This is a genomic window from Acidovorax sp. JHL-9 (genome assembly GCF_000426205.1).
Taxonomy (GTDB): domain Bacteria; phylum Pseudomonadota; class Gammaproteobacteria; order Burkholderiales; family Burkholderiaceae_C; genus Acidovorax; species Acidovorax soli.
This window is the reverse complement of sequence record NZ_AUEX01000039.1, coordinates 1-26,138: the sequence shown is the minus strand read 5'-3', so window position 1 is coordinate 26,138 and position 26,138 is coordinate 1. Positions and strand designations below refer to the sequence as shown.

Annotated in this window: 24 protein-coding genes; 14 read left to right on the top strand and 10 right to left on the bottom strand. The window is 67.5% G+C overall.

Annotated elements, in window-relative coordinates; translation table 11 throughout:
* Window positions 1-4: 4 nt before the first annotated feature.
* The 6 genes from K225_RS0118170 to mnmG all read right to left on the bottom strand — a co-directional run bounded on the left by K225_RS0118170 (window position 5) and on the right by mnmG (window position 5,900).
* On the bottom strand, window positions 5-1,003 hold the full coding sequence (locus K225_RS0118170) for a ParB/RepB/Spo0J family partition protein (RefSeq protein ID WP_026437687.1): 999 nt from the start codon (window positions 1,001-1,003) through the stop codon (window positions 5-7).
* A gap of 5 nt (window positions 1,004-1,008) precedes the next feature.
* A complete protein-coding gene (locus K225_RS0118165) occupies window positions 1,009-1,548 on the bottom strand; it encodes an alpha/beta hydrolase (RefSeq protein ID WP_026437686.1) in 540 nt (179 codons plus the stop codon).
* A gap of 34 nt (window positions 1,549-1,582) precedes the next feature.
* Window positions 1,583-2,395: a ParA family protein gene (locus K225_RS0118160; protein ID WP_034713309.1), complete on the bottom strand. Its 813-nt coding sequence runs from the start codon at window positions 2,393-2,395 to the stop codon at window positions 1,583-1,585.
* A gap of 128 nt (window positions 2,396-2,523) precedes the next feature.
* A complete protein-coding gene (locus K225_RS0118155; protein WP_026437684.1) occupies window positions 2,524-3,138 on the bottom strand; it encodes a LysE family transporter in 615 nt (204 codons plus the stop codon).
* 114 nt (window positions 3,139-3,252) lie between these two features.
* The gene (gene rsmG / locus K225_RS0118150) at window positions 3,253-3,933 is read right to left on the bottom strand and encodes a 16S rRNA (guanine(527)-N(7))-methyltransferase RsmG (protein WP_026437683.1); all 681 of its coding nucleotides are present in this window, start codon (window positions 3,931-3,933) and stop codon (window positions 3,253-3,255) included.
* Window positions 3,930-5,900, bottom strand: a complete 1,971-nt coding sequence (gene mnmG / locus K225_RS0118145; RefSeq protein WP_026437682.1) for a tRNA uridine-5-carboxymethylaminomethyl(34) synthesis enzyme MnmG — start codon at window positions 5,898-5,900, stop codon at window positions 3,930-3,932. The genes rsmG and mnmG overlap by 4 nt, the downstream gene beginning before the upstream one ends.
* A gap of 175 nt (window positions 5,901-6,075) precedes the next feature.
* On the opposite strand from mnmG, the gene K225_RS0118140 reads away from it, so the two are divergent.
* Together K225_RS0118140 and K225_RS0118135 are read left to right on the top strand one after the other, a co-directional pair.
* Window positions 6,076-6,669, top strand: coding sequence for an NADPH-dependent FMN reductase (locus tag K225_RS0118140; protein WP_155885306.1), 594 nt, complete (start codon window positions 6,076-6,078; stop codon window positions 6,667-6,669).
* A 58-nt stretch (window positions 6,670-6,727) separates the two neighbouring features.
* On the top strand, window positions 6,728-6,985 hold the full coding sequence (locus tag K225_RS0118135) for a YkgJ family cysteine cluster protein (RefSeq protein WP_051249066.1): 258 nt from the start codon (window positions 6,728-6,730) through the stop codon (window positions 6,983-6,985).
* Between the two features lie 290 nt (window positions 6,986-7,275).
* On the opposite strand, the gene K225_RS0118130 is transcribed toward K225_RS0118135, so the two are convergent.
* Window positions 7,276-8,517, bottom strand: coding sequence for a YbfB/YjiJ family MFS transporter (locus K225_RS0118130; protein WP_051249062.1), 1,242 nt, complete (start codon window positions 8,515-8,517; stop codon window positions 7,276-7,278).
* 266 nt (window positions 8,518-8,783) lie between these two features.
* On the opposite strand from K225_RS0118130, the gene K225_RS0118125 reads away from it, so the two are divergent.
* Window positions 8,784-9,884, top strand: a complete 1,101-nt coding sequence (locus K225_RS0118125; protein WP_026437678.1) for an alkene reductase — start codon at window positions 8,784-8,786, stop codon at window positions 9,882-9,884.
* A gap of 40 nt (window positions 9,885-9,924) precedes the next feature.
* Here the strand turns inward: K225_RS0118125 and K225_RS0118120 are convergent, their stop codons facing one another.
* On the bottom strand, window positions 9,925-11,349 hold the full coding sequence (locus K225_RS0118120; protein ID WP_034713306.1) for a sensor histidine kinase: 1,425 nt from the start codon (window positions 11,347-11,349) through the stop codon (window positions 9,925-9,927).
* Window positions 11,346-12,047 carry a response regulator transcription factor gene (locus K225_RS0118115; protein ID WP_026437676.1) on the bottom strand — a complete coding sequence of 234 codons (702 nt, stop codon included), beginning with the start codon at window positions 12,045-12,047 and terminating at the stop codon, window positions 11,346-11,348. The genes K225_RS0118120 and K225_RS0118115 overlap by 4 nt, the downstream gene beginning before the upstream one ends.
* Before the next feature lie 91 nt (window positions 12,048-12,138).
* Between K225_RS0118115 and K225_RS0118110 the strand changes: the two genes are divergently transcribed.
* From K225_RS0118110 to K225_RS0118085, 6 genes are read left to right on the top strand one after another with little or no spacing between them, the layout of a single operon-like run.
* Window positions 12,139-13,413 carry a TolC family protein gene (locus K225_RS0118110; protein WP_051249060.1) on the top strand — a complete coding sequence of 425 codons (1,275 nt, stop codon included), beginning with the start codon at window positions 12,139-12,141 and terminating at the stop codon, window positions 13,411-13,413.
* A 25-nt stretch (window positions 13,414-13,438) separates the two neighbouring features.
* Complete coding sequence (locus K225_RS0118105; RefSeq protein ID WP_081679734.1) at window positions 13,439-14,668, top strand: efflux RND transporter periplasmic adaptor subunit; 1,230 nt, start codon at window positions 13,439-13,441, stop codon at window positions 14,666-14,668.
* Complete coding sequence (locus K225_RS0118100; protein ID WP_026437673.1) at window positions 14,665-17,760, top strand: efflux RND transporter permease subunit; 3,096 nt, start codon at window positions 14,665-14,667, stop codon at window positions 17,758-17,760. The genes K225_RS0118105 and K225_RS0118100 overlap by 4 nt, the downstream gene beginning before the upstream one ends.
* On the top strand, window positions 17,757-18,587 hold the full coding sequence (locus K225_RS0118095) for a carboxylesterase (RefSeq protein ID WP_026437672.1): 831 nt from the start codon (window positions 17,757-17,759) through the stop codon (window positions 18,585-18,587). Before K225_RS0118100 ends, K225_RS0118095 begins: the two co-directional genes overlap by 4 nt.
* 32 nt (window positions 18,588-18,619) lie before the next feature.
* Window positions 18,620-18,883, top strand: a complete 264-nt coding sequence (locus K225_RS0118090) for a phosphopantetheine-binding protein (RefSeq protein ID WP_026437671.1) — start codon at window positions 18,620-18,622, stop codon at window positions 18,881-18,883.
* Window positions 18,880-20,100, top strand: coding sequence for a beta-ketoacyl synthase (locus tag K225_RS0118085; protein ID WP_026437670.1), 1,221 nt, complete (start codon window positions 18,880-18,882; stop codon window positions 20,098-20,100). Before K225_RS0118090 ends, K225_RS0118085 begins: the two co-directional genes overlap by 4 nt.
* Before the next feature lie 61 nt (window positions 20,101-20,161).
* Here the strand turns inward: K225_RS0118085 and K225_RS0118080 are convergent, their stop codons facing one another.
* A complete protein-coding gene (locus tag K225_RS0118080) occupies window positions 20,162-22,474 on the bottom strand; it encodes a cation-translocating P-type ATPase (RefSeq protein WP_026437669.1) in 2,313 nt (770 codons plus the stop codon).
* 150 nt (window positions 22,475-22,624) lie between these two features.
* On the opposite strand from K225_RS0118080, the gene K225_RS0118075 reads away from it, so the two are divergent.
* The 5 genes from K225_RS0118075 to K225_RS21960 all read left to right on the top strand — a co-directional run.
* Window positions 22,625-22,822: a heavy-metal-associated domain-containing protein gene (locus K225_RS0118075; protein ID WP_026437668.1), complete on the top strand. Its 198-nt coding sequence runs from the start codon at window positions 22,625-22,627 to the stop codon at window positions 22,820-22,822.
* Window positions 22,819-23,283, top strand: coding sequence for a Cu(I)-responsive transcriptional regulator (gene cueR, locus K225_RS0118070; RefSeq protein ID WP_026437667.1), 465 nt, complete (start codon window positions 22,819-22,821; stop codon window positions 23,281-23,283). The genes K225_RS0118075 and cueR overlap by 4 nt, the downstream gene beginning before the upstream one ends.
* Window positions 23,284-23,404: 121 nt before the next feature.
* Window positions 23,405-24,967: a class I SAM-dependent DNA methyltransferase gene (locus K225_RS0118065; protein WP_026437666.1), complete on the top strand. Its 1,563-nt coding sequence runs from the start codon at window positions 23,405-23,407 to the stop codon at window positions 24,965-24,967.
* The gene (locus K225_RS21190; RefSeq protein ID WP_081679733.1) at window positions 24,964-25,917 is read left to right on the top strand and encodes a restriction endonuclease subunit S; all 954 of its coding nucleotides are present in this window, start codon (window positions 24,964-24,966) and stop codon (window positions 25,915-25,917) included. Before K225_RS0118065 ends, K225_RS21190 begins: the two co-directional genes overlap by 4 nt.
* Window positions 25,844-26,138 (top strand): transposase (locus K225_RS21960; protein ID WP_202900062.1); only part of this gene is annotated, 295 nt, incomplete at its 3' end. The genes K225_RS21190 and K225_RS21960, both read left to right, overlap by 74 nt.

Genomic DNA, 26,138 nt, shown 5'->3' with positions numbered 1-26,138 from the left:
ACGATCAGGCGGCGTCGGCCTGGGCGCGCAGGCGCTCGATCAAGCCGTTGAGCTCGTCCAGCGAGCCGAACTGGATCGCGAGCTCACCCATCTCCTCGACCTTGCCGTGGCGCTTGACGCGCTTTTTCACGCGCACCTCGACCTCGGCCATGAGCAGGTCGGAGAGTTCTTCTTCCACCCGCTTGAGGTCGCGTGACTTTTCCTTCTGGGGGCGGGTGGCGACGAGGTTGAACTCGGCGCCGATCTTCTTGACCAGGGCCTCGGCCTCGCGCACCGAGAGCTTTTTGGCCGCGATCTGGTTGCCCGCCGTGATCTGCGCGGCGCGGTCCAGCGCCAGCAGCGCGCGGGCGTGGCCCATGTCGATGTCGCCAGCCATCAGCATGGTCTGCACCGGCTCGGCCAGGTTCAACAGGCGCAGCAGGTTGCTGGCGGCGCTGCGCGAGCGGCCCACGGCCTGCGCGGCCTGCTCGTGCGTGAGACCGAACTCGCGCACCAGGCGCTGCAGGCCCTGGGCTTCTTCGAGCGGATTGAGGTCTTCGCGCTGGATGTTCTCGATCAGCGCCATGGCGGCGGCGGATTCGTCGGGCACGTCGCGCACCAGCACCGGCACCTCGTTGAGGCCCGCCAGGCGCGAGGCCCGGAAACGCCGCTCGCCCGCAATGATTTCGTACAGCGGCCCCTCTTGGCTGAGGGCGCCCAGCGCCGGAGAGGGCCCCTGCGATGCCCGTTCCTGGCGGCGCAGCCGGGCTTGTTCGTCGCTGAGGCGACGAACAAGGATCGGCTGCATGATGCCCTGGGCCTTGATGGACTCGGCCAGTTCGTACAGCGCGCCCTCGTCCATGCGCGTGCGCGGCTGGTAGACGCCCGGCACCAGCGCCGAGAGCGGCAGGCGGCTGGGCAACCCGGCCTCGGCGGCCTGGGCCTGCTCCACTTTCTCTTCGACCTTGGGGCCCAGCAGGGCTTCGAGTCCACGGCCGAGGCCCTTGGGTTTCTTGGTGACCATGTTCGTCAATCTTTCAAAAGGGTGTGCAGCAGTGCGTGGCCCTCGGGCCAGTCTGCAAGGCCGGATTCGGCGTTGAGGTGACCGCGTTCGCCACCGTCGATGAAGCGCGCGCCCCAGGCCTGGGCCAAGCCTTCGGCGCGCTCCAGGCTGCAATACGGGTCGTCGCGGCTGCACACCAGCACGGACGGAAAGGGCAGCGGCTGGCGCGCAATGGGTGCCCAGCCGTGGATCTGCGCGGCCAGGTCGGGGCGCTCCACATCGCCCGGGGCCACCAGCAGCGCGCCCAGCACACGGTGGGTATGGGGTGAATGCGCAGCCCACCAGGCGGTCAGGATGCAGCCCAGGCTGTGCGCCACCAGCACCACGGGGCCGGCAGCATCGACCACGGTTTCTTCGAGCCGCGCCGACCAGTCGCCGCGCAGCGGGCGCATCCAATCGTGCTGCTCCACGCGCTGGTAACCGTGCCGCGCCTCCCACAGGCTTTGCCAGTGGCCGGTGCCGGAGTTCTGCCAGCCGGGCAGCAGCAAGACGTTGGAAGGCTTCATTACTATCAATTGAATAGCTGCTATCGCTTGCTCATCAAGCACCAGAGCCTGTTTTAACTTTGGGACTCGCGGCGGCAGACATGCGCTGCACGCGTTCGACCATCTCGTGCGCAAACTCCACAAACGCCTGGCTGCCCTTGGCGGTCGGGTCGAACACCACGCCCGGCAGCCCGTAGCTGGGCGCCTCGGCCAGGCGCACGTTGCGCGGGATCACGGTATTGAACACCTTGTCGCCAAAGTGGCCCTTGAGCTGGTCGCTCACCTGTTGCTGCAAGGTGATGCGCGGGTCGAACATCACGCGCAGCAGGCCGATGATCTGCAGGTCGGTGTTCAGGTTGGCGTGCACCTGCTTGATGGTATTGACCAGGTCGGTCAGGCCTTCGAGCGCGAAGTATTCGCACTGCATGGGCACGATCACACCATGGGCGCTGCACAGGCCGTTGAGGGTGAGCATGGACAGGGATGGCGGGCAGTCGATGAGCACGAAGTCAAAATCTGCGTCGGCTTCGGCCAGCGCGGCCTTGAGGCGCTTTTCGCGGTGCTCCAGCGTCACCAGCTCCACCTCGGCCCCGGCCAACTCGCGGTTGGCGCCCAGCACCCAGTAGCCGCACTTGTCGGACAGCACGGCCGCCTCCTTGACCGAGGCGGATTCAAGCAGCACGTCGTACACCGTGAGGTCGAGGCTGCGCTTGTCCACGCCCGAACCCATGGTGGCGTTGCCCTGCGGGTCCAGATCCACCATCAGCACACGCTGGCCGATCTTGGCCAGGCCCGCAGCGAGGTTGACGGTGGTGGTGGTCTTGCCAACGCCCCCCTTCTGATTGGCAACGCAGAAAATTTTGGCCATCAGAATACCCCCCCCACGGTCATGCACTTCGTGCCACGCCCTGCCCCCCGAGGGGGCCGCGTTTTGCCTTGGGGCGGCCCGGCGGCAAAACTGGTTTGTCCGTTCGTATGCATATGGGTGAGTAGGTTTTATTTGGAGATGGCCAGCTTGATGCCGAAGCCGATCAGGAAAACGCCAGCGACTTTTTCCAGCACGCGGGCGATGGAAGGGTTGGCGCGCATGCGTTCTGCCAGGTGGTGCGTGAGCAGCACGGCAGTCAGGCCATACAGGAAAGTCAGCACCGCCACCGTCGCTGCCATCACGCCAAAGGTCAGCAGCCCCTGGTGCCGCGCCGGGTCCACAAACAGTGGAAAGAACGCCATGTAGAACACGATGGCCTTGGGGTTGAGCAAGGTGATCAACCCGGCCTGCCTGAAGTAGTGGCCTGGCTGGATATGGAGGATGGGTTGGGCGCCGGGCTTGGCCGTGAGCATCTTGAAACCCAGCCAGGCCAGGTAGGCCGCGCCCAGCCATTGCACCGCGTTGAAGGCCGTGGGGTAGGTGGCCAGCAATGCCGCCACCCCGGCCACTGCGGCCCACATCAGTACCTGGTCACCCGCGATCACACCCAGGGTGGCCGCCAGGCCGCCGCGCACGCCCCCCTTGCTGGTGGAGGTGATGAGCGCCAGATTGCCGGGACCTGGAATGGCCAGGAACAACACAATGGCGGCAACAAAGGCGCCGTAGTCTGCAATGCCAAACATGTGGTGATTTCTCCCGGTGTGCTGGATGGGTGCGCAGGATGGATGCACCCGAGGTGAGGAGCCAAGTTTACGCGACCGCCCTGCCCCAGCCGCCGAAAAGTCGGCGTCCGGCGCTCAGGCCTGCTTCATCCAGATGATGCAGCGTTCGGCAGCGAGGCCAGGAACGGCAAGCTGTTCCACGTGAAACACCTGCACATCGGCGGGCAAGGCTGCTATTTCGTCCTCAGGATGCTTGCCTTTCATGGCCAGCCAGACGCCATGCGATGCCGCCAGCGCACTGCGCGACCAGTTCACAAAATCAGGCAGCGAGGCAAAGGCGCGGCAGCTGATGATGTCGAACGGCGTGGCCAGCGTCTCCACCCGCGCGTGCAGGCCATGCAGGTTGCGCAGCTTCAGCGCCACCGCCGCCTGCTGGATGAACGCTGCCTTCTTGCCCACCGTGTCCACACAGCTCACATCCACCTCGGGGCAGCAGATGGCAAACACCACACCGGGCAGGCCACCGCCCGAGCCGACATCGAGCAGCTTTACCTCCGCGACCACCCCACCCTGCTGCAAGGCGGCTGCCTGCCGGCGCAACGGCGCCACGGCAGCCAGGCTGTCCAGCAAGTGGTGCGTCATCATCTCCTGCGGGTCGCGGACGGCCGTCAGGTTGTAGACCTTGTTCCACTTTTGCAGCAGCGCCAGGAAGTCCATCAACTGGCCAATCTGGCCCTCGTTCAAGTCCAGGGCCAGGGCCTCGGCACCCGCCTGCAATTGCTGATGCAGCCTGTCGTTGCCCGTCACTGCGGTCATGCCACTTCCCCTTCCGCCTTGGCGGTCACGGTGAAGTCCTTGAACCCGCCCTTCTTCAAATGCACCATCAGCAGCGAAATCGACGCCGGGGTGATGCCCGTGATGCGCGAGGCATGGCCCAGGGTCTCGGGCCGGTGGCGGCTGAGCACCTGGCGGGCCTCAATGCTCAGCGCCGTGACCTGCATGTAATCCAGGTCGGCAGGCAGGCGCAGTTTCTCGAAATGCGCGGCACGCTCCACCTCGCCCTTCTGGCGGTCGATGTAGCCCGCGTATTTGGCGGCAATCTCCACCTGCTCCAGCACCGGGTCGCTCAGGTCACCCAGGGTTTCACGTGAAACATCGGCCGAGGCGTACTTGCCGCCGTCCATCGACATCAGGTTGGCGTAGCTCACATCCGGGCGGCGCAACAGTTCGAACAGGTTGTACTCGTGCTCGATGCTCTTGCCCAGCACACGCTCGGACTCGGCGGCCGGCAGGTTGCGTGGGTTCACCCAGGTGGTCTTGAGGCGCTCTGTTTCACGTGAAACCGCATCGCGCTTGCGGCTGAAAGCATCCCAGCGCGCATCGTCCACCAGGCCCATCTGCCGACCCGCTTCCGTCAGGCGCATGTCGGCGTTGTCCTCGCGCAGCTGCAGGCGAAACTCGGCCCGGCTGGTGAACATGCGATAGGGCTCGGTCACGCCCTTGGTGATGAGGTCGTCCACCAGAACACCCAGGTAGGCCTCATCGCGGCCGGGTAGCCACGGCGCATCGCCCCGGCACTGCAGAGCGGCGTTGATGCCGGCGAAGAGTCCCTGGGCCGCGGCTTCTTCGTAGCCGGTGGTGCCATTGATCTGGCCAGCAAAGAACAGGCCCTGGATCTGCCGCGTCTCGAAGCTGCTTTTCAGCGCCCGCGGGTCGAAGTAGTCGTACTCGATGGCGTAGCCGGGGCGCAGGATGTGGGCGTTCCCCAACCCGGGCATGCTGCGCACCAGGTCGTACTGGACGTCGAACGGCAGACTGGTGCTGATGCCGTTGGGGTAGAACTCGTGCGTGGTCAAGCCCTCGGGTTCCAGGAAGATCTGGTGGCTGTCCTTGTCGGCAAAGCGGTTGATCTTGTCTTCCACGCTCGGGCAGTAGCGCGGGCCCACGCCCTCGATCTTGCCGGTGAACATGGGGCTGCGGTCAAAGCCGCTGCGGATGATCTCGTGCGTGCGCTCGTTGGTGTGGGTGATCCAGCAGGGCACCTGCTTCGGGTGCATGGCGGCATGGCCCATGAAGCTGAACACGGGCACCGTACCCTCGTTCACGCCGCCCGGCATGCCATCGCCGGGCTGTTCGGTGCACTTCGAAAAATCAATGCTGCGCCCGTCAATGCGCGGCGGCGTGCCGGTCTTCAGGCGCCCCTGCGGCAATTGCAGCTCCTTGAGCCGGGCCGACAGCGACACCGCCGGTGGATCCCCTGCCCGGCCAGCGGCGTAATTGTTCAGACCCACATGGATCTTGCCATCCAGGAAAGTCCCGGCCGTCAGCACCACCGTGCGCGAACGGAAACGGATGCCGACCTGCGTCACCGCCCCCACCACCCGGTCGCCCTCCACCATCAGATCGTCCACCGCCTGCTGAAAAAGCCACAGGTTGGGCTGGTTCTCCAGCATGCGGCGGATGGCAGCCTTGTACAGGATGCGGTCGGCCTGCGCGCGCGTGGCGCGCACCGCCGGGCCCTTGGAGCTGTTGAGGATGCGGAACTGGATGCCACCCTCGTCCGTGGCCAGGGCCATGGCGCCGCCCAGCGCGTCCACCTCTTTCACCAGGTGGCCCTTGCCGATGCCGCCGATGCTGGGGTTGCAGCTCATCTGCCCCAGGGTTTCGATGTTGTGGGTCAGCAGCAGCGTTTTGCTGCCCATGCGCGCAGCGGCCAGCGCGGCCTCGGTGCCGGCATGGCCACCGCCGACAACGATTACATCAAATTCCTGGGGGTACAACATAGCAGCGCTCCGGGGCCCAATGGCCCAATGGTCAAATCGCCTGCATCAGCGCGGGCAACCCGCGATTTTCCCACTTTGCGTTCACCACGTCGCCGGACGGGTCAGCCACGGGCGCTGTTTCACGTGAAACAGGTCTGCAGGAATCCTGCCCGGGGTCTGTGCTCCAATGCCCGTCATGCACCAACAACTCCTCGTTTTCGCGGGCAGCACCCGCCAGCAATCCTTCAACCGCCAACTGGCCCAGACCACCGCCTCCATCGCGCGCAGTGCCGGTGCCCAGGTCACGCTGCTGGAGCTTTCCGACTTTGACATCCCGCTGTACAACGCCGACCTCGAAGCCCAGGGCACGCCCGCCGATGTGCTGCGCCTCAAGCAGATCCTGTGGGAGCACCCGGGCTGGATCATCTGCTCGCCCGAATACAACGGCAGCTACACGGCCCTGCTCAAGAACACCATCGACTGGGCATCCAGCCCCGTCCACGGCCACCCCGACTGGCAGGACGGCATCCGATCGTTCCGTGGCAAGGTGGTGGGCATGCTCAGCGCCTCGCCAGGTGCCTTGGGCGGCCTGCGTGCGCAAAGCCACCTGGCGCCCCTGCTCACCAACCTGGAATGCTGGCTGGCGCCAAAAGCCTTCGCCCTGGGCCAGGCAGGCAGCGCCTTCGACGGCCGGGGTGCCCTGGCGGACCCGGCCCACCGCGACCGCGTGCGCACCGTGGTCGATCAGGTGCTGTGGGCGGCCGAGCGCTTGCAACCGGTAGCGGCCTGAGTTGCTGGCAAAAACAGGCTCTGGCGCCCAACTGGCCCACGCAAGCAGCTCTCCCAACATGGATTGCCGCCCCGGCTGCGGTGCCTGCTGCACCGCACCCTCCATCAGCTCGCCCATTCCGGGCATGCCGCAAGGCAAACCCGCGGGCGTACCCTGCATTCAGCTGGGTGACGATGCCCGCTGCCGGATCTTCGGACAACCCGGGCGCCCCGCGGTCTGCAGCGGGCTCATGCCCTCGGCCGAAATGTGCGGCGCCGACCGGGAATACGCCATGCACTACCTGACGCGCCTGGAAGAGCAGACCCGTCCCGCGTGAAAAGCGGGCGCCAGCACCTGCCCAGAGGCCCGGCGCCTGCTCCCTTTCTCCCCACATCGCCCTGCACGAAGCCGCTGTGACCCACCTAGCCGCGTGGCGGGACGCCCTGCCGTGCAGGCAGCCATGAAGGTCGAAGGTCTGTTGAAGTGAAACAACCCGGTCCGGTGGCACTTCGCACCTTTCCCCGAGAGGAGGCAGCGCTTGCATGGCAGCCGCTGGATTGGGACGCACCCGTTTCAGGCTACGCGATGAACGCGCAGCACCATGGCCCGCTGAAATGAAAGACGCCGCTACAGCGGCCGCTGGCGCGCCGCCACCAACGCCCCCAGCCACAACGCAAAAGCCGAATACACGAGGCCACGCGCCAGTCCACCGGGGCCGTCGGCAATCCAGCCCACCACCGTAGGCCCCACGATCTGCCCGACAGCAAACACGACGGTGAATGCACTGATGCCACCGGCCCACTGCGCCGGCGGCAGGTTGTGGCGCACCAGCGCCGTAGTCGAGGCCACCACAGCCAGGAAGACCCCGCCAAACAACAGGCCCGAAGCCATCACCACAGGCCAGGCCGAGCTCAGCGCCGGCAGCAGTGTGGCCACGCCCAGCAAGCCGCTGAGGAGGGCCTGCGCCTGGCCACCGCGGCTGCGGTCCAGCAAACCCGCCCAGACACGCGACGACACCACCACCGCCAGTCCCAGCAGGGCATAAAACAGCGTCACGGTGCCGCTGGCTATGCCCTGCTCGCGCAGCAGCGCCACCACAAAGGTCATGTAGCCGATGTAGCCCACGCCAAACAGGGTGTAGCCCAGCAGGGCCGGTGCCAGCGCGCGCAAGGGCACAGGTGCAGGTGGCGCAGCCGGGCCAGCAACCGCCTTTGCACCCACACCCATGCCTGCCACAGGGGTGGGCGCCGTCAGCACGCGCAGCGCACGCACGGGCCACACCAGCACCACGGTAGCCAGCGCACACACGGCTGCCAGCGCCCACCAGGCCCAGGTCCAGCCGTGCAGCGCCGGGGCCCATGCCAGCACGGGCGGCACCAGCAAGGCCGAGGCGCTGATGCCCCAGCCCACGCCGCCGTAATACAAGCCCAGCAGCAGGCCACTGCGGCCCACGTCCAGGGCGCCCAGACGCGCCGCCATCAGCCCGCCCGCAATAAAGATCACGGCGCTGGCCACACCCGCCAGCAGACGCTGCAGCAGCAGCGGGACGGCCTCGACAAAGAAGCCGCTCAAGGCCATGAACAGCGTGGCCAGCACCGCACCCCACAGCAGCAAGCTACCGGGCGCCAGGCGCCGCAGCAGCGCGGGGGCAACCAGAGCGCCCAGCAGATAACCCAGCGCATTGAAAGTGTTCATGGCCCCGGCCAGCGTGTAGCTCCAGTCCAAGTCCTCGCGCATCACGGGCAGCAGCAAGGCATAGGCAAAGCGCGTGATACCCAGCGAAACGGCCGCACCCAGCGACAGCGCCAGCACCACGCCCACCGGATGGGCGCGCAAGCCTTGCAGGCCTCTTGTATGGTTTGTCTCCATGGGCGCTGATTGTGCCTGCGGGCACCGCTGCAGTCTGTCGGCGCCCCATATCAAATGCTGCTCAAAACAGCCTCAAATCATTACGTACAAAGCACATACAGCTATCATTTTAGAAAAATCAGATTCTTTTGCGGTAGCGCAGATAGCACACAATGGCTTTACCGCGCTGCCCGCCGCATACTGCAATCAGTGCGGCACTGCAGTACCCTTGGGGGTGGGCTTGCCCCTATGCAAATCCCTTTTTTCCATTGCGACGAAAGCCTTTCATGCCCTCCTTGTTCGAACCCGTCCGGGCCGGTGATCTGCACTTGGCCAACCGCATCGCCATGGCGCCGCTCACGCGCAACCGCGCACCCGACGCCATTCCCACGCCGCTCATGGCCACCTACTACACGCAGCGCGCCAGCGCCGGCCTGCTGATCACCGAGGCCACCGCCATCAGCCCCCAGGGCCAGGGCTATGCCGACGTACCCGGCCTGTATGGCACCGAGCAGCTCGACGGCTGGAAGCGCGTGACCAGCGCCGTGCATGCGGCCGACGGCAAGATCGTGGTGCAGCTGTGGCATGTGGGCCGCATCTCGCACACCGACCTGCAGCCCGGCAACGCAGCCCCGGTGGCGCCCTCGGCCATTCGCGCCAAGGCCAAGACCGTGCTGATCAAGGACGGCGTGCCCACCTACACCGATACCTCCATGCCCCGCGCACTCGACCTGAGCGAGCTGCCCGGCATCGTGCAGGACTATCGCCATGCTGCGCGCAATGCCATCGCCTGCGGCTTTGATGGCGTGGAGATCCACGGCGCCAACGGTTACCTGCTCGACCAGTTCCTGAAGACCGGCGCCAACCGGCGCACCGACGACTACGGCGGCAGCATCAGGAACCGCGCCCGGCTCACGCTGGAAGTGGTGCGCGCCATCGTCGATGAAATCGGCCGCGGCCGCACCGGCATCCGCCTGTCGCCCGTCACTCCCGCCAACGACATCGTGGACGACAACCCCCAGCAGCTGTTCGACTACCTGCTGGCCCAGCTCGCGCCGCTGGGGCTGGCCTATGTGCACATCGTCGAAGGGGCCACCGGCGGCCCCCGCGAACTGCCCGACCGTCCCTTTGACTATGCCGCCCTCAAGGCCGTGTACCGCAAGGCCGGCGGCAAGGGGGCCTGGATGGTGAACAATGCCTACGACCGCCCCTTGGCCGAAGCCGCCGTGGCCGCCGGCGCCGACATCGTGGCCTTTGGCCGACCTTTCATTGCCAACCCCGACCTGGTGGCCCGGCTGGAAAAGAACGCGCCCCTGAACGAGCCCGACAGCACCACCTTCTATGGCGGCGGCGCCGCCGGCTACACCGATTACCCCACCCTCTACTGAAGCTTCTGGCACCAGGACCGGCCTCGTGCGGTCGCCCGGTTCAGGCGGCCGACAGCACCAGTCGCGCGCACAGGCCCACGCCCCCTGGGCCGGGCACGAATTCGTGGTGCGCGCCCAGCAACTCGGCGTAGCGCGCCACAATGGCCAGGCCCAGACCGGCCCCTTGTCCCAGACGCTTGCCCTCCTGGCCCTGAACCCAGCGCTGGTGCACGTCCTGGTGCCGGGCCGGCAGGCCGGGCCCGTTGTCGGTCACGGACAGCACCACCCTGGCGCCCTCATGCGACAACGCCACGGTCACACGCGGCACGGCGCCTGCGGCGGGCCTGCCATAGCGCAAGGCGTTGTCAATGAGGTTGTTGAGCACCCCTTCGATCAGCACCGCCTGCCCTTGCACCATCACCGGCTCGTCCAGGCCGACCGCGCCCAGGTCCACGCCGGCCGCATCGGCCCGGGGCAGGAAATGCAGGACCGCGTTGCGCACCAGTTCATGGAGCGCCACCGCCCCGCGCGGGATGGCGTGGCGCGCCTCATCGGCCAGGGCCAGGGCCAGCAACTGGTCCACCAGGTGGCTGGCGCGCGCCTGGCTGTCCACGATGCCCGCCAGCTGCTCCCGCCAGACGGCGGGATCCTTCTGCGCCAGGCCGTAACTGGCCAGGGCGCGGATACCCGCCAGCGGCGTGCGCAGCTCGTGCGCCACGTTGCCGGCAAATTCCCGCTGCGCCTGCACGCCCTGGGCCACGCGGTCGAGCAGGTCATTCACCGAAACGCCCAGGCGCTGCACATCGCGTGTGGAGGCATCCACGGGCACGGACGCCAGGTCGCGCACATCGCGCCGGTCCAGCGCATGCTGAAAATCCGCCAGGGGCTGCAGGTCGCGCTGAATGGCCCGACGCAGCCACACGGCCAGCACCAGCAACAGCAGCAACTGCGAAACCACCGAATACAGGAGCACGCTGCGCAGCATGGCGCTGCGCCCCAGCACGGTCTGGGCCGTCACCACCTCGAAGGGCTGTGGCGTGGTCCGCTGCAGGCGCACGGCGCGCAGCGAACGGCCGTGGTATTGGATGTCGGAAAAGCGATAGACGTCGTCTCCGCGCGGGGGTGACACCGGCAGATCGGGCCAACCCGCCAGCACCGAGCCGTCGGGGCGCAACACCGCAAAGTACACCGTCTCCGACTGGTCGAACAGCACCGCCTTGACCTCGCGGACCGACAACGTGAAAGCGAGTTGACCGTCCACCACCCGCACATTGGTGGCCACGGCATACGCATCATCGAGCAAAGAGCGGTCGAACGCCCGTTGCGTGAAACTGTTGGCCACCAGCACCGATGCCACCGTGCCCGCCAGCCAGGTCAGGCCCAGCGGCAGCAGCACGTGGCGCAGCAGCCGCGCGCGCAACGAGGGTGCGGGCGGCACGGGCACCGGGTCCAGAGGGGCCAAAGGCGGATCGGCAGGCCGGCTCATGGCGTGGTCAACGGGTCTGCTTCCAGCATGTAGCCCAGCCCGCGCAAGGTGCGGATGCTGACGGCACTGCCGGCCAGTTTCTTGCGCAGGCGCGAGATAAAGGCCTCGAGCGCATTGTCCCCCAGCGAATCATCGAAGCTGGACAGCTTGTCGGACAGCTTGCGCTTGCTGACCACATGGCCCGGCGGCGTCATCAGCTCCCACAGCACCTCGAACTCGCGCGCCGGCAACTCCAGCAGCGCGCCATGCAGCGTGAAGCAGCGGGCGCGCCGGTCCAGCACCAGTGCGCCCGCCGCGGTGCGATCGCCGGTGCCCTGGGTGCGCCGCACCAGGGCACGCAGCCGGGCCTCCACTTCGGCCAGATCGAACGGCTTGCCCAGGTAGTCGTCGGCCCCCGCATCGAGCCCGGCAATGCGCTCATCGGTACGGTCGCGGGCCGTCAACACCAGGACCGGCGTGCGGTCGCCGCGCGCACGCGCCATGCGCAGCGCCGTGAGGCCGCTGCCCATCGGGCTGTCCGGTGCAGCGTCCAGGGGCAAGGTCAGGTCCAGCAGCACGGCATCGAAGGTTTGTACCCGCCAGAAGTGCTGGGCCTCGGCCACGCTGGCGGCGGCATCCACCCGGTGCCCTGCATCGGTGAGGCTGCGCAGCATCACGCCACGCAGCACGGCATCGTCTTCTACAACCAGGATTCGCATGGGCGCGGGGGCACTCGGGTGGTGGGGATACGCATTTTTACGCAGGTCCCAGGTCAGGCGGCGGTCAGGCGGGTACACCGATAAACGGGGGATGAGCATACGACAGTTGATCTTCATCGCCGCGCTGGCAAGCCCTCTGGCCGGCTGGGCCCAGCAAAGCACGCCAGCCCCCGCCGCCCTCACGCTGGCACAGACGCTGGCGGCTGCACGCGACAACAGCGATGTGGCGCTGGCGCGCCACGCGCTGGCCGCAGCCCGCTCCGACATCCTCAGCGCCGACCATGCGCCCGCCCCCGTGCTGAGCGCCAAGACCTCCTCCATCGACCTGCAGAACGGCATCGGCGGCGGCAACCTGCTGACGCGCAAGCGCATCGACAAATCCATCGGCATCGACTGGACCTGGGAACGCGGCAACAAGCGGGCGTTGCGCACGCTGGCCGCCCAGCGCAACGCCGATGCGGCCCAGGCCGATGTGAACGAGGTGCAGGTCCAGCAGCTGCAGGCCGCGCTGGCCGCCTATTACGACCTGCTGGCCGCCCAGCAGCGTGCGCGGGAGATTGCCGAGATGGAGCGCAGCGCCAAGGAACTGGCACGCCTGGCCCAGCGGCGCGTGCAGGCCGGCGACCTGTCGGTGCAGGATGCCGCACGCACCAGCATCGAGGCAGAACGCGCCCGCGCCGACACGCAGACAGCGCTGCTCGACAAGGAGCACGCCGCCCTGGCACTGGCCCAGGTCATCGGCCGTGGCGTCGGACTGGAGGCCTCGGAGGCCGACTGGCCCACGCTGTCAGACCCCAACGGTCCGGGCGGTGACCTGGCCGCCTGGGTCGAAGCGCGTGCCGACGTGCGCGCGGCCACGGCCCGCGTCCAGGCGGCCCAGGCCGCGCTGGACCACGCCAGTGCCCAGCGCAAGGCCGACTGGACGGTCGGCGCCTCGTACGACCACTTCCCGGGCACGTCGAACCGCCTGGTAGAACTGCGCGTCTCGGTGCCGCTGCAGTGGGGCTACCGCTACGAAGGCGAGATCGGCCGCGCCCAGGCCGAATACACCCAGGCCCAGGACACCCTCGAAAAGACCCGCCGCCTGGCCCAGCTCGACCTGCAACACCTGCAGCAGGCCGCGGCTGGTACCGCGCAGCGCAGCGCCAGTTTCGACAACGGCATCCTGCCGCGTGCGCGGCAGGTGGCGCAAAGCGCCGAACTGGCCTATGCCAAGGGTGCCACCTCGCTCACCGACCTGCTCGATGCGCGCCGCACCCTGCGCGCCACCGCGCTCGATGCGCTGTCCGCCCGCCTCGAACACGCCAAGGCCCTCGGCGCCTGGCTGTTGCGCACGCAGCCGCAGATGCTGTCTGCGGCCCCCTGATCTTTCTCTTTGCCTGGACCCACCCATGGTGCACTCTCTCACCTTCCACCTGCGCGTGCGCAACGCCTCTTCGCCCTCCATCGCCACCCGCAGCCTGCTCGCCCTGGCCCTGGGATGCAGCGCCTTGCTGGCCGGCTGCGGTGAAGCCACCGCCCCCGCAGCAACCCCCGCAGAAGCCGCACCTCCCGTCGTGCAGGGAGCGCAGCTGCGCTTTCCAGCCGACCACCCGCAGCTCGCCCTGCTGCGGGTGAGCGACGCCCAGCCCGCCAAGGAGATCGTCATCGACCTGCCTGCCAGACTGGTCTGGAACGAGGAGCGCACCCAGCGCATCTACCCGCCGTTCGCGGGCCGCGTGGCGGCCATCCGTGCCGACCTGGGCCAGACGGTGAAAGCGGGTAGCCCGCTGGCCCTGCTGGCCTCGCCCGATTTTGGCCAGGCCCAGGCCGATACCGCCAAGGCCCATGCCGACCAGGTGCTGGCGCAGCAGGCACTGCGCCGCCAGCGCGAGCTGTTCGAGGCCGGCATCGTGGCCCGCAAGGACCTGGAACAGACCGAGGCCGACGCCGCGCGCGCCCAGGCCGAGGTGGCCCGAGCCGCCGCCCGCACCAGCCTGTATGGCGGCGGTACCACCGTGAACCAGCAGCTCGCCCTCTCGGCCAACATGGGCGGCGTGGTGGTCGAGCGCAACCTCAACCCCGGCCAGGAACTGCGACCCGACCAGTCGGGCCCCGGCACGCCCGCGCTGTTCGTGGTGACCGATCCCTCCTCGCTGTGGGTGCAGATCGATGCGCGCGAAGGCGACCTCGCCTCGCTGCGCCCCGGAGACGGTTTCACCCTGCAAGTGCCCGCCTACCCGGGAGAGACCTTCACGGGCCGCGTGATGGCCACGGCCGACGCCATCGACCCCACCACGCGCACACTGAAGGTGCGCGGCATGGTGCCCAACGCCGACCGCCGCCTCAAGGCCGAAATGCTGGCCACCGCGCATGTGAGCGAGAGCCGCCGCAGCGGAGTCGTGGTGCCGGCCGCAGCCGTGACGCTCAACGGAACGGCCCACACCGTCTTCGTGCAACGCGAGCCCGGCGTGTTCGAGCCGCGCACCGTCACGCTGGGCCACGAAGGCCCGCGCGACGTGGTGGTGGCCACGGGCCTGGCCGCGGGTGAAAAAGTCGTCACGCAGAACGTGCTGCTGCTGGCGCGACAGTTCCAATCCGCCCACGAAGAAGCGGCCATGAAGAAGGACGCGCCGCAATGAAGCGCCTGATCCAATACGCCCTGCACCAGCCGCTGTTCATCGTCCTGGGCACGCTGCTGTTCGCTGCAGCCGGCTTCTTTGCGTTCAAGAGCCTTTCCGTCGAGGCCTTCCCCGATGTGACCGACACCCAGGTCACGGTGATCGCGCTATACCCTGGCCGTGCGCCCGAAGAGGTGGAAAAGCAGGTGACGCTGCCCATCGAGGTGGCGCTGGCGGGCCTGCCCAACTCGATCCGCGTGTTCTCGCACACCCAGTTCGGCCTGTCGTTCAGCGTGGTCACCTACGACGACGCGGCCAACGTCAACATCGTGCGCCAGCAGATCGCCGAGCGCCTCTCCAGTGTGGACCTGCCGCCCGGCGTGCAGGCCAATATCGCGCCCAACGCCACACCCGTGGGCGAGATCATGCGCTACCGCCTCAAGGGTGACGGCCTCTCGACCACCGAAATCCGCACCATCGAGGACTGGACCGTGGAGCGCGCGCTGCGCCAGGTGCCCGGCGTGGCCGACGTGGTGGCCATGGGCGGCGCCATCAAGCAGTACGAGGTGCAGCCCGACCTTGACAAGCTGCGCGCCTACAAGGTCACCTTCCAGAACCTGCTGGACGCACTGGGGCGCGGCAACGCCAACGCCGGCGGCAGCTACGTGGCCCAGGGCGCGCAGCAGTACACCATCCGCGGCATCGGCCTGCTGCAGTCGGCCGACGACATCGGCCGCATCGTCGTGGCCGCGCATGGCGGCACGCCCATCCTGATCCGCGACATCGCCGAGGTGAAGACCGGCGCCGTTCCGCGCCTGGGCGTGGTGGGCCAGGACCTGGACGACGACGTGGTCACCGGCATCGTCATCATGCGCAAGGGCGAGAACCCCAGCGTGGTACTCAAGGGCGTGAAGGACAAGATCGCGGCGCTCAATGCGCGCGGCCTGCCGCCGGGCGTGCAGATCGTGCCCTTCTACGACCGTACCTGGCTCATGGACAAGACGCTGACCACGGTGTTCCGCAACCTCGTGGAAGGCGCGTTGCTCGTGTCGCTCGTGCTCTACATCTTCCTGTCGAACCTGCGCGCCAGCCTGGCCGTGGTGGTGGTGATCCCGCTGTCGCTGCTCGCCACCTTCATGGGCCTGAAGGTCATGGGCGTGCCGGCCAACCTGCTGAGCCTGGGCGCCATGGACTTCGGCATCATCGTGGACGGCGCGGTGATCGTGGTCGAGAACATCATGCACCGCCTGGCCGAGCGCGGCGAGGACATGGACGAACGCGACCGGCGCGACGTGATCATCGACGCTGCCAACGAGGTCGGCCGGCCCACGCTGTTCTCCATGCTCATCATCATCGCGGCGCATATCCCGATCTTCGCGCTGCAGCGCCACGAGGGGCGCATCTTCCAGCCCATGGCGCTGTCGGTGACCATGGCGCTCGTGGGCTCGCTGGTCTTCTCGCTCACGCTGGTGCCGCTCCTGGCCTACTGGATGCTCAAGCGCCGCCTGCCGCATGGCGACAACCGCGTGGTGCACACGGCCAAGAGCATCTACGCGCCCGTCCTCGACTGGGCACTCATGCACCGCCGCAAGGTGGTGGTGATCGCCCTGGCCGCCTTTGGCCTGTCGGGCGTGGTGGCCTCGCGCCTGGGTTCGGAGTTCCTGCCCGAACTCAACGAGGGCACCACCTGGGTCAACTTCGCGCTCTCGCCCACGGTATCGAGCGAGGAGGCCACGCGCATCCTGCGCATGGCGCGCAAGGCGCTGCTCACGGTGCCCGAGGTCAACACCACGGTCTCCAAGGCCGGCCAGCCCGAGGACGGAACCGACCCCAAGACCATCTCCATGGCCGAGATCTTCGTGGACGTGAAGCCCGAGGACCGGTGGCGCCCCGGCATGACGCGCGAGAAGATCACCGAGGAGATGAGCCGCGCACTCTCTGGCATCCCTGGCATCGACCCGGCCTTCTCCCAGCCCATCCGCGACAACGTGCTCGAATCCATCTCGCAGATCAAGGGCCAGATCGTGATCAAGCTCGCGGGCGATGACCTTGCCGAGATGAAGCGCATCACCGATGCGATAGCGCGCGAGATCAAGCAGGTGCAGGGCGTGGCGCGTGCCGAGATCGACCGCGATGGCCAGGTGCCGCAGCTGCTCATCGAAATCAACCGCGACCGCGCCGCGCGCTACGGCCTGAACGTGAGCGACGTGCAGGACGTGATCGAGGCGGCGCTCGCCGGCAAGGCCGCCACCAGCCTGTGGGAGGGCGAACGCAAGTTCGCCGTGGCCGTGCGCCTGCCCAAGGACGAGCGCGTCATCGCCAACCTGCCGCGCACGCCGATTGCCACCTCCGACGGCGGCTACGTGCCGCTCTCGGCCGTGGCCAACATCCGCGAGGGCATGGGCGCCATGAACATCGCCCGCGAGGCCGGGCGACGCACCACCGCCATCGGCATCTTCATCCAGGGCCGCGACATGGGCTCCGTAGTGGCCGACATGAAAGAGCGCGTGGCGCGCAACGTGGAGATTCCCGACACCTACCAGCTCAACTGGTCGGGCGAGTTCGAGAACCAGGAACGCGCCATGAAGCGCCTGTCGGTCGTGGTGCCGATCTCGCTGCTGCTGATCTTCGTGCTGCTGTTCGATGCCTTCAAATCGTTCAAGACGGCCTCGCTGATCCTCCTCAACGTGCCACTGGCACTCGTCGGCGGCTTTGTCGCGCTGTGGGTGTTCGGCATTCCTCTGTCGGTGTCGGCAGCCATTGGTTTCATCGCGCTGTCCGGGCAGGCCGTGCTCAACGGGGTGGTGATGCTGTCGGTGTACCAGCAGCTGCAGGCCAGCGGCATGGGCGTGGTCGAGGCCGTGCGCCAGGGCTCCATGCAGCGCCTGCGCACGGTGCTCATGACGGCGCTGCTGGCCATGCTGGGCCTGCTGCCCATGGCGCTGTCGCACGAGATCGGCGCCGAGACGCAGCGCCCTCTGGCCATCGTGGTGATCGGCGGCCTGGTGACGGCCACGCTGCTGACCCTGGTGGTGCTGCCGGCGCTGTATGTGGCATGGTTTGCGCCCCGCAAGCAGGCCCCCACCACCGGCGAACCCGGAGCCATCGCATGACGCAGGGCACCGCCGTGCTGCTGCTGCATGGCTTGTGCAGCACCCCCGACGAACTGCTGTCCCTGCATCCGGCGCTGCGTTCGGCGGGGTGCACGGTGGTGGCGCCGCGCATTGCGGGGTACTCGTTCGACCCGACGACCCCCGTGCAACGGGCCAGCCCCTGGCACACATGGATCGCCGCCATCGAAGCCGAGGTGGACGCGCTGCGGCGCACACATGCGCGCGTGGCGCTCGTGGGCATCTCGGCCGGCGCATCGCTGGCATTGGGCGCGGCCATTCACTGCGGCACGCGGATCGACGCCATGGTGCTCATGTCCACCACGCTGCGCTTCGACGGCTGGGCCATTCCGCGCACCCAGTGGCTGCTGCCGCTGGCGCTGTACACGCCGCTGGGGCGCTGGTGGAGCTACCGCGAACGCCCGCCCTACGGCGTGAAGAACGAGCGCGTGCGCGCCTGGATCGAGCGCGAGCTCCAGCAGCGCCGCATCTCGTGCGCTGGCGCGGCCGTACTGGGCATAGACCACCTGCGCGAACACGACCGCCTGATCCGCCATGTGCGCAGCCACCTGGGGCAGGTGCAATGCCCGCGTGTGCTGGCCATCCATGCCCGCGAAGACGAGGTGGCCAGCCTGGCCAACCTGGATCTGCTGGCCCGGGGGCTGGGCACATCCCGCCTGCGCACCCTGGTGCTGGACAACAGCTACCACATGGTTTGCATCGACAACGACCGCCTGCAGGTCGCCAGCGAAACCGCCGCATTCGTGGTGCAGCCCCACGCCCCCGGCCCGGACCGGGTGGCGCCTTCCTCCCTTGCCACCGCGCACTGAAGAGCGTTGCGGTGGCTTTCACGCCAATCACCATGCACACCGATACCTACACCACCCTGTGCTCCATGCTGGAGCAGAAATTCCACGTCGACACAACCCGGCTGAGCCCCGGCATCTGCCTGGAAGCGATCGGACTGGATTCCCTGTCGCTCATGGAGTTCGTCTTCAACGTCGAAGACGCCTTCCACCTGCGCATCCCCGAAGACCTGCTCGATCCCCGCCAGGGCGGCATCACCCTGCAGCATGTCTGCGGCGTGATTGAGGGGTTGCAGGCTGCACCCGGCACCAGCGCATGAACAGGCCGGTACGCATCGCGGGCTACGGCATCGTCACGCCACTGGGCAACGAACTGGCGCCGTTCGATGACCGCCTGTTCCGTGGGCACTCCTCGGTGCGGGCGCATGCACTGACCCTGCCCGGCCTGGACCCCATGCTGCTGCCCGTGGCGCCATGCGCATTCGACGAAAGCGCGGCACGCGCACCTTCCAACCTGCCGGTAGACCGCGGCACGGCCATGGCCCTGGCCGCGGCCCAGTCGGCCCTGCAGGCCGCCGACCTCGGGGCAACAGACCCGCAAAGGCTGGGGATCTTCTGGGGCAGCGGCATGGGCGGCTCGGCCAGCTTCGATGCCACCTGCCAGGCGCTCTATGGCCAGCACCGGCGGATGCGCCCCACCACGGTGCTCACCACCATGCCCAACGCCGCCGCAGCCGAACTGGCACTGCGCCACGGCGCCCGGGGGGCATCGCTCACCTACGCCTGTGCCTGCGCCTCTTCCGCCGTGGCCATTGGCGAGGCGCTGCGGGCCCTGCGCGCCGGCTGGATCGACATCGCCATCGCCGGGGGACACGAGGCCATGCTGACCCCGGGTGTCCTGGCCAGCTGGCATGCCATGCGCGTGCTTGCGCCGCTGCGCGAGGATGCCGATGCCGCCACGGCCTGTCGTCCGTTCTCTGCCGACCGCGCGGGCTTCGCCCTGGGCGAAGGCGCGGCGGCGCTGGTGCTGGAATCCGAAGCACATGCGCGGGCGCGCGGCGCGCGCTCGCCACTCTTCCTGGCCGGCTATGCCACCAACTGCGACGCCATGCACATCACCCAGCCACAGGCCGCAGGCCAGGCCCGTGCCATGCGTGCCGCACTGCAGGATGCGGGGCTGGCCCCTTCGGACATTGGCTATATCAATGCCCATGGCACGGCCACCCTGGCGGGCGATGCCGCAGAAGCGCAGTCCGTGGCCGAGGTGTTCGGCAACACAACGCCCGTGAGCTCGACCAAGGCCATCCACGGCCACTTGCTGGGCGCGGGCGGAGCGGTGGAAATGGTGGCCGTGCTGCGTGCCCTGGAGAGGCGTTGCCTGCCGCCCACGGCGCATCTATCAGGGGCCGACCCGGCCTTCGGGCTGGATCTGGTGCGTGGCGCCGCACGCGATGCACCGCAACTGCGCTATGCCTTGTCCAATTCGTTCGCCTTCGGCGGCACGAATGCCGTGCTCATCGCCGGACGCGAGCATTGATTCCGTTGCCCCACCATTCGGTCAGCGGATGGTGAACCGCCGCCTGTGCGACCGGAAATTCTTACATTCGCCAGCGTTTTAACAACAGCGCATTGGCCATCACGCTCACCGAACTCAGCGCCATGGCCGCGCCCGCCACCACCGGGTTCAGGTAGCCCAGCGCCGCCAGCGGAATGCCGGCCACGTTGTAGACAAAGGCCCAGAACAGGTTCTGCCGGATTTTCGCCACCGTGCGCCGCGAGATGTCCAGGGCCGCCGCCACCAACATCGGGTCGCCTCGCATCAGCGTGATGCCAGCGGCGTGCATGGCCACGTCGGTGCCGTTGCCCATGGCCATGCCGACATCGGCGGCGGCCAGGGCGGGCGCGTCATTCACGCCATCGCCCACCATGGCCACGGTGTGGCCCCCGGCCTGCAGCGCCTGCACGCGGGCCGCCTTGTCGCCCGGCAGCACCTCGGCCATCACCTCGCCCGCATCGGGGTCCAGCCCCAGGCGCCGGGCCATGGCCTCGGCCGCGCCCCGGTTGTCGCCCGAAACCATCACCGTGCGCACGCCCAGGGCGCGCAGCGCCGCCAGCGCCTCGCGCGCGCCAGCCTTGGGCTCATCGCCAAAAGCCAGAATGGCGCGCAAGACATAGTGCGCCCCCACGCTCGGCACTCCCGTGACCTCGCTGCCCCCCAAGGGGGCGTTCGCGGCTTCGGGCGGCCGTGCGCCGCTCAGCCCGTCGGTGGTGCGCTCGGCCAGGGCCGACACCGTGGCGCCCGAGCTCTGCAACTCGGCCGCCCGCACCGCCAGCGCACCCAGCCCCACACCCAGTTCGTCCATCCAGCGCAGGCTGCCCACCAGGTAGCTGCGCGCCTGCACCTCGCCCTCGGTGCCACGCCCCGGCACGGCGCGCACGCCGTCGGGCGCCACGGGCTGCAGGCCGCGCTCTTGCGCAGCCGCCACCACGGCCCGGGCCAGCGGGTGCTCGCTGCCGCTTTGCACGCTGGCCACGGCCGCCAGCACGGCCGCCTCGTCCTGGCCCGGCGCCACCTCGAAGGCGGTCAGCCGGGGCCGGCCCACGGTGAGGGTGCCGGTCTTGTCGAAGGCCACCACATCCACCTTGTGCGCCAGCTCCAGCGCCTGCGCGTCCTTGATGAGAATGCCGTGCTTCGCCGCCACCCCGGTGCCCGCCATGATGGCCGCCGGCGTGGCCAGCCCCAGCGCGCAGGGGCAGGCAATCACCAGCACGGCCACGGCGTGGATCACGGCCGGCTCGAACCCCGCGCCGGTCCACAGCCAGGCCAGCAGCGTGGCCAGCGCCACCACCAGCACCACCGGCACGAACACCGCCGACACCTGATCGACCAGGCGCTGGATGGGCGCCTTGGCGGCCTGCGCATCCTCGACCAGGCGGATGATGCGCGACAGCACCGTTTCGGCACCCACCGCCGACACCTGCATCACCACCCGGCCATCGCCATTGATGGAGCCGCCCGTCAGCGGCGCCCCCACCTCGCGCGTCACGGGCAGGGGCTCGCCGGTCAGCATGGACTCGTCCACCTGGGTGTGGCCCTCCAGAATGCGGCCATCCACCGGAATGCGCTCGCCCGGGCGCACCACCAGCCGGTCGCCCGCCATCACCTCGGCCACCGGCACATCCACCTCGCCGTCACGCCCCAGCATGTGGGCCACATCGGGGCGCAGCGCATGCAGCGCGCGGATGGCCGCCGTGGTCTGGCGCTTGGCGCGCGCCTCCAGCCACTTGCCCAGCAACACCAGCGTGACCACCACGGCAGACGCCTCGAAGTACAGGTGCGGGGCATGCCCCTCGTGCGCCGTCAGCCACAGCCACATCGACAGCCCCCAGCCCGCCGACGTGCCAATGGCCACCAGCAGATCCATGTTGCCCGTCAGCGCCTTCAGCGCATGCCAGCCCGCCTTGTAGAACCGCGCCCCCAGAATGAACTGCACCGGCGTGGCCAGCGCAAACTGCACCCAGGCCGGCAGCATCCAGTGCTGGCCGAACAGATCGCCCAGCATGGGCAGCACCAGCGGCGCCGACAGCAGCAGGCCCACGCCCACCGGCAAAAAGCCAGCCCAGGGCGACAGGTCTTCGGGTGCATCGTCCTGCCCCGCCGCGCGCGGCTCGTAGCCCGCATTGCGCACGGCGCGGCGCAGCAGGGCGTCCATGGCCGGGCCTGTCGCATCGGGCGGCACCCCATAGACGATGCGCGCCGACTCGGTGGCCAGGTTCACGGTGGCATCCTGCACGCCAGGCACCTTGCGCAACGCGCGCTCGACGCGGCCCACGCAGCTGGCGCAGGTCATGCCGCCGATGCCCAGGTCCAGGGTGTCCAGCAGTTCGGGGGGGGTGGCAGTTGTGTTCATAAGGGGTTACCGTAATCCTTGCCATGATGGCAAGGTCAAGCCAGTGCAGCGAACAACTGCGCCGCCACCAGTGCTTTCATCCGTTCTTGACTATGCCACCATGTCAAGGTTCACCATATCGATCTCGTCATTTTTTACCGGAGAAATTGCATGCAATACACCCTTCAAGTCCAGGGCATGACCTGCGGCCACTGCGAACGCGCCGTCACCCAGGCCGTACAGCAGCTCGACCCCGCCGCCACCGTGCGCATCGACCGCGCGCAAAACCGCGTCGATATCGACAGCACCCAGCCCCGCGAGGCCCTGGCCGCCGCCATTGCCGAAGAGGGCTACCAGGTCACCGCATGACCCCCACCCCAGGCTGGCCCGTGCCCATTGGCGAGGCCGCCCGGCGCGCTGGCGTATCGGCGCGCATGGTGCGCCACTACGAATCGCTGGGCCTGCTGCCCCCCGTGGGCCGCACCGGCAGCGGCTACCGCCAGTACACCGAGGCCGACGTGCACGCGCTGCGCTTCATCGGGCGCGCCCGCACGCTGGGCTTCTCGATGGAAGAAATCCGCGAACTGCTGGCGCTGTGGCAGGACAAGGGGCGCGCCAGCGCCAGCGTCAAGCGCATTGCCCAGGGCCACATCGACGACCTGGCCGCCCGCATCGCCGCCATGCAGGCCATGCAGCGCACGCTGCAAACCCTGGTGTCGTGCTGCCAGGGCAATGACCGGCCCGATTGCCCCATCCTGGACGACCTGGCGGCAGGGCAGGCAGAACACCACGCACCCACGGCATCGCGCAAAACGCTACCAAATCAATAGTTATTCGCGCACGCTGCACTGGAGCTTGGTGGCAAAAAGGCCTAAAAAATCCCTCAACAAGCCCCCATCGCTCCGCATGGCAGACTCTCAGGCTTTCCCACAGCCTGCTACTGCCCGCCCCATGCTCACCGGTGACCTGCGCAACAAAGTCGATCAAGTCTGGAACGCCTTCTGGTCCGGCGGCATCGCCAACCCCATTGAAGTCATCGAGCAGATCACCTACCTGCTCTTTCTGCGCGCCCTCGACAGCGACCAGGCCCGCGAAGACAACAAGGCCCTGCGCCTCAAAACCCAGCCCGTGCACCTCATCCCCGCAGGCGTGGACGCGCAAGGCCGTCCCCACGACGCCATGCGCTGGTCCCGCTTCAAGAACATGGCCCCGGCCGAGATGTTTGAGGTGCTCAGCAACCAGGTCTTCCCCTTCCTGCGCGGCCTGCAAGCCTCGGGCGGCCCGGCGGCCGAATCGGCCTTTGCCCGCCACATGCAGGGCGCTCGCTTCACCATCCCCACGCCCGGCCTGCTGGCCAAGGTGGTGGACCTGCTCGACACCATTCCGCTCGACGACCGCGACACCAAGGGCGACCTGTACGAATACATGCTCGGCAAGATCGCCGCCGCCGGGCAAAACGGCCAGTTCCGCACCCCGCGCCACATCATCGACTTGATGGTGGCCCTCACGGCCCCCACCCCGCAAGACACCATTTGCGACCCCGCTTCGGGCACCTGCGGCTTCCTCGTGGCCGCAGGCGAATACCTGCGCCGCACCTACCCCGACATGCTGCGTGTGCCCGCGCAAAACCGGCACTTCCACCACGGCATGTTCCACGGGTATGACTTCGACAACACCATGCTGCGCATCGGCAGCATGAACATGGTGCTGCACGGCGTGGAGCACCCCGCCATCGAATACCGCGACTCGCTGGCCGAAGGCGCGGCCGGTGATGCCGAGGCCTACAGCCTCATCCTGGCCAACCCGCCCTTTGCCGGCAGCCTGGACTACGAGAACACCGCCAAGGACCTCCAGCAAACCGTCAAAACCAAAAAGACCGAACTGCTCTTTCTGGCCCTGTTCCTGCGCCTGCTCAAGACTGGCGGGCGCGCCGCCGTCATCGTGCCCGACGGTGTGCTCTTTGGCAGCAGCAAGGCCCACAAAGAACTGCGCCGCAAGCTGGTGGAAGAGCAAAAGTTGGATGCCGTCATCAGCCTGCCCGGCGGTGTGTTCAAGCCCTACGCGGGCGTCAGCACCGCCATCCTGCTCTTCACAAAAACCATGAGCGGCGGCACGGACCACGTGTGGTTCTACGACATGCAGGCCGACGGTTGGAGCCTGGACGACAAGCGCCAGCCCCTGCTGGATGCAAGCCTTTTAGGCCTGCAGCGCTTTGTGGACGGGCGCAACCAGCTATCAGAAACAGAGCGCGCCAAGAACAACCTGCCCGACGTGCTGGAGCGCTGGGGCCAGCGCAGCGGCACCGAACGCACCCGCCCCCGCACCGCCCAGAGCTTTTGTGTGCCCAAGGCCGACATTGAGGCCAATGGCTATGACCTGAGCATCAACCGGTACAAGGAAGTGGTGCATGAACAGGTGCAGCACCGGGCGCCGGGGGACATCTTGGCGGAGCTGCGGGCGCTGGAAGACGAGATTGCGCGGGGGATGGGGGTGTTGGAGGGGATGTTGAAGTGAGTACATGGAAAACTGCCTCACTCGGTGAAATTTTTGAAATTGCCCGTGGCGGCTCACCGCGACCAATTCAGGACTACCTCACTGACGACCCAAATGGGGTGAACTGGATTTCAATCTCCGATGCATCCGCAAGTAGCAAACTCATCACGGCAACCAAAAAGCGTATTCGTCCAGAAGGCGTTAGCCGCTCTCGGATGGTCAAGCCCGGCGATTTCCTCCTGACGAACTCAATGAGTTTCGGACGGCCCTACATCATGGGTACGAATGGCTGCATTCACGACGGTTGGCTCGTCCTGAGCAGCAAGCATGACGACGTCGATCAGGATTATTTTTTCCAGCTTCTAAGTTCCGACTTCATCTACGCAAAGTTTTCCAAGCTCGCAGCCGGTGCGACGGTCAAGAATCTGAATATCGATCTGGTGTCAGGGGTTGAGGTGACGTTCCCTCCGCTGGAAGAACAACGCCGCATCGCCGCCATCCTCGACCAAGCCGAAACCCTCCGAACCCAACGCCGCACCGCCCTGGCCCTGCTCGACAGCCTCACCCAGTCCCTCTTTCTCGATATGTTTGGGGACCCGGTGGCGAATCCGAAGGGGTGGCCGACATCGCCGCTCGCAGATGCGAGCGATGAAATACAAATTGGCCCGTTTGGCTCACTTCTCCACCAAGAAGACTATGTGCCCGACGGAATTCCTTTGATCAATCCCATGCATATCAAAGAGGGCCAGATCGTCCCAGGCTTGGATCAGTGCATTACCCAGCAGAAGTACGACGAACTATCCATTTACCAACTCAAGGTGGGTGATTTAGTGATGGGTCGCCGGAGCCTGTCAGAAAGTTTGTGTGTGAGGCATAGCATGTCAACAAGGAGCATGAATGCCACGCAAGACGAAGACCACCGCATCAGCGGACAAGGCGGCGCAGCCGCAATTCTCAGCCGAGCTGCTTGAGCAACTCATTCCCGGGCCAGTCACGCCAGCCGAGCTTGAGGGCATCTTCCAGCAGTTCAAGAAGTCGGTGCTTGAGCGCGCGCTGGGCGCGGAGATGAGTCACCACCTGGGCTACGCCCCCGGCCAGGCCAAGCCCGAAGGGGCTGCGGCCAATCACCGCAACGGCAAGAGCGCCAAGACCGTGCTGACCGACGCCGGCGCTCTGCGCATCGACGTTCCCC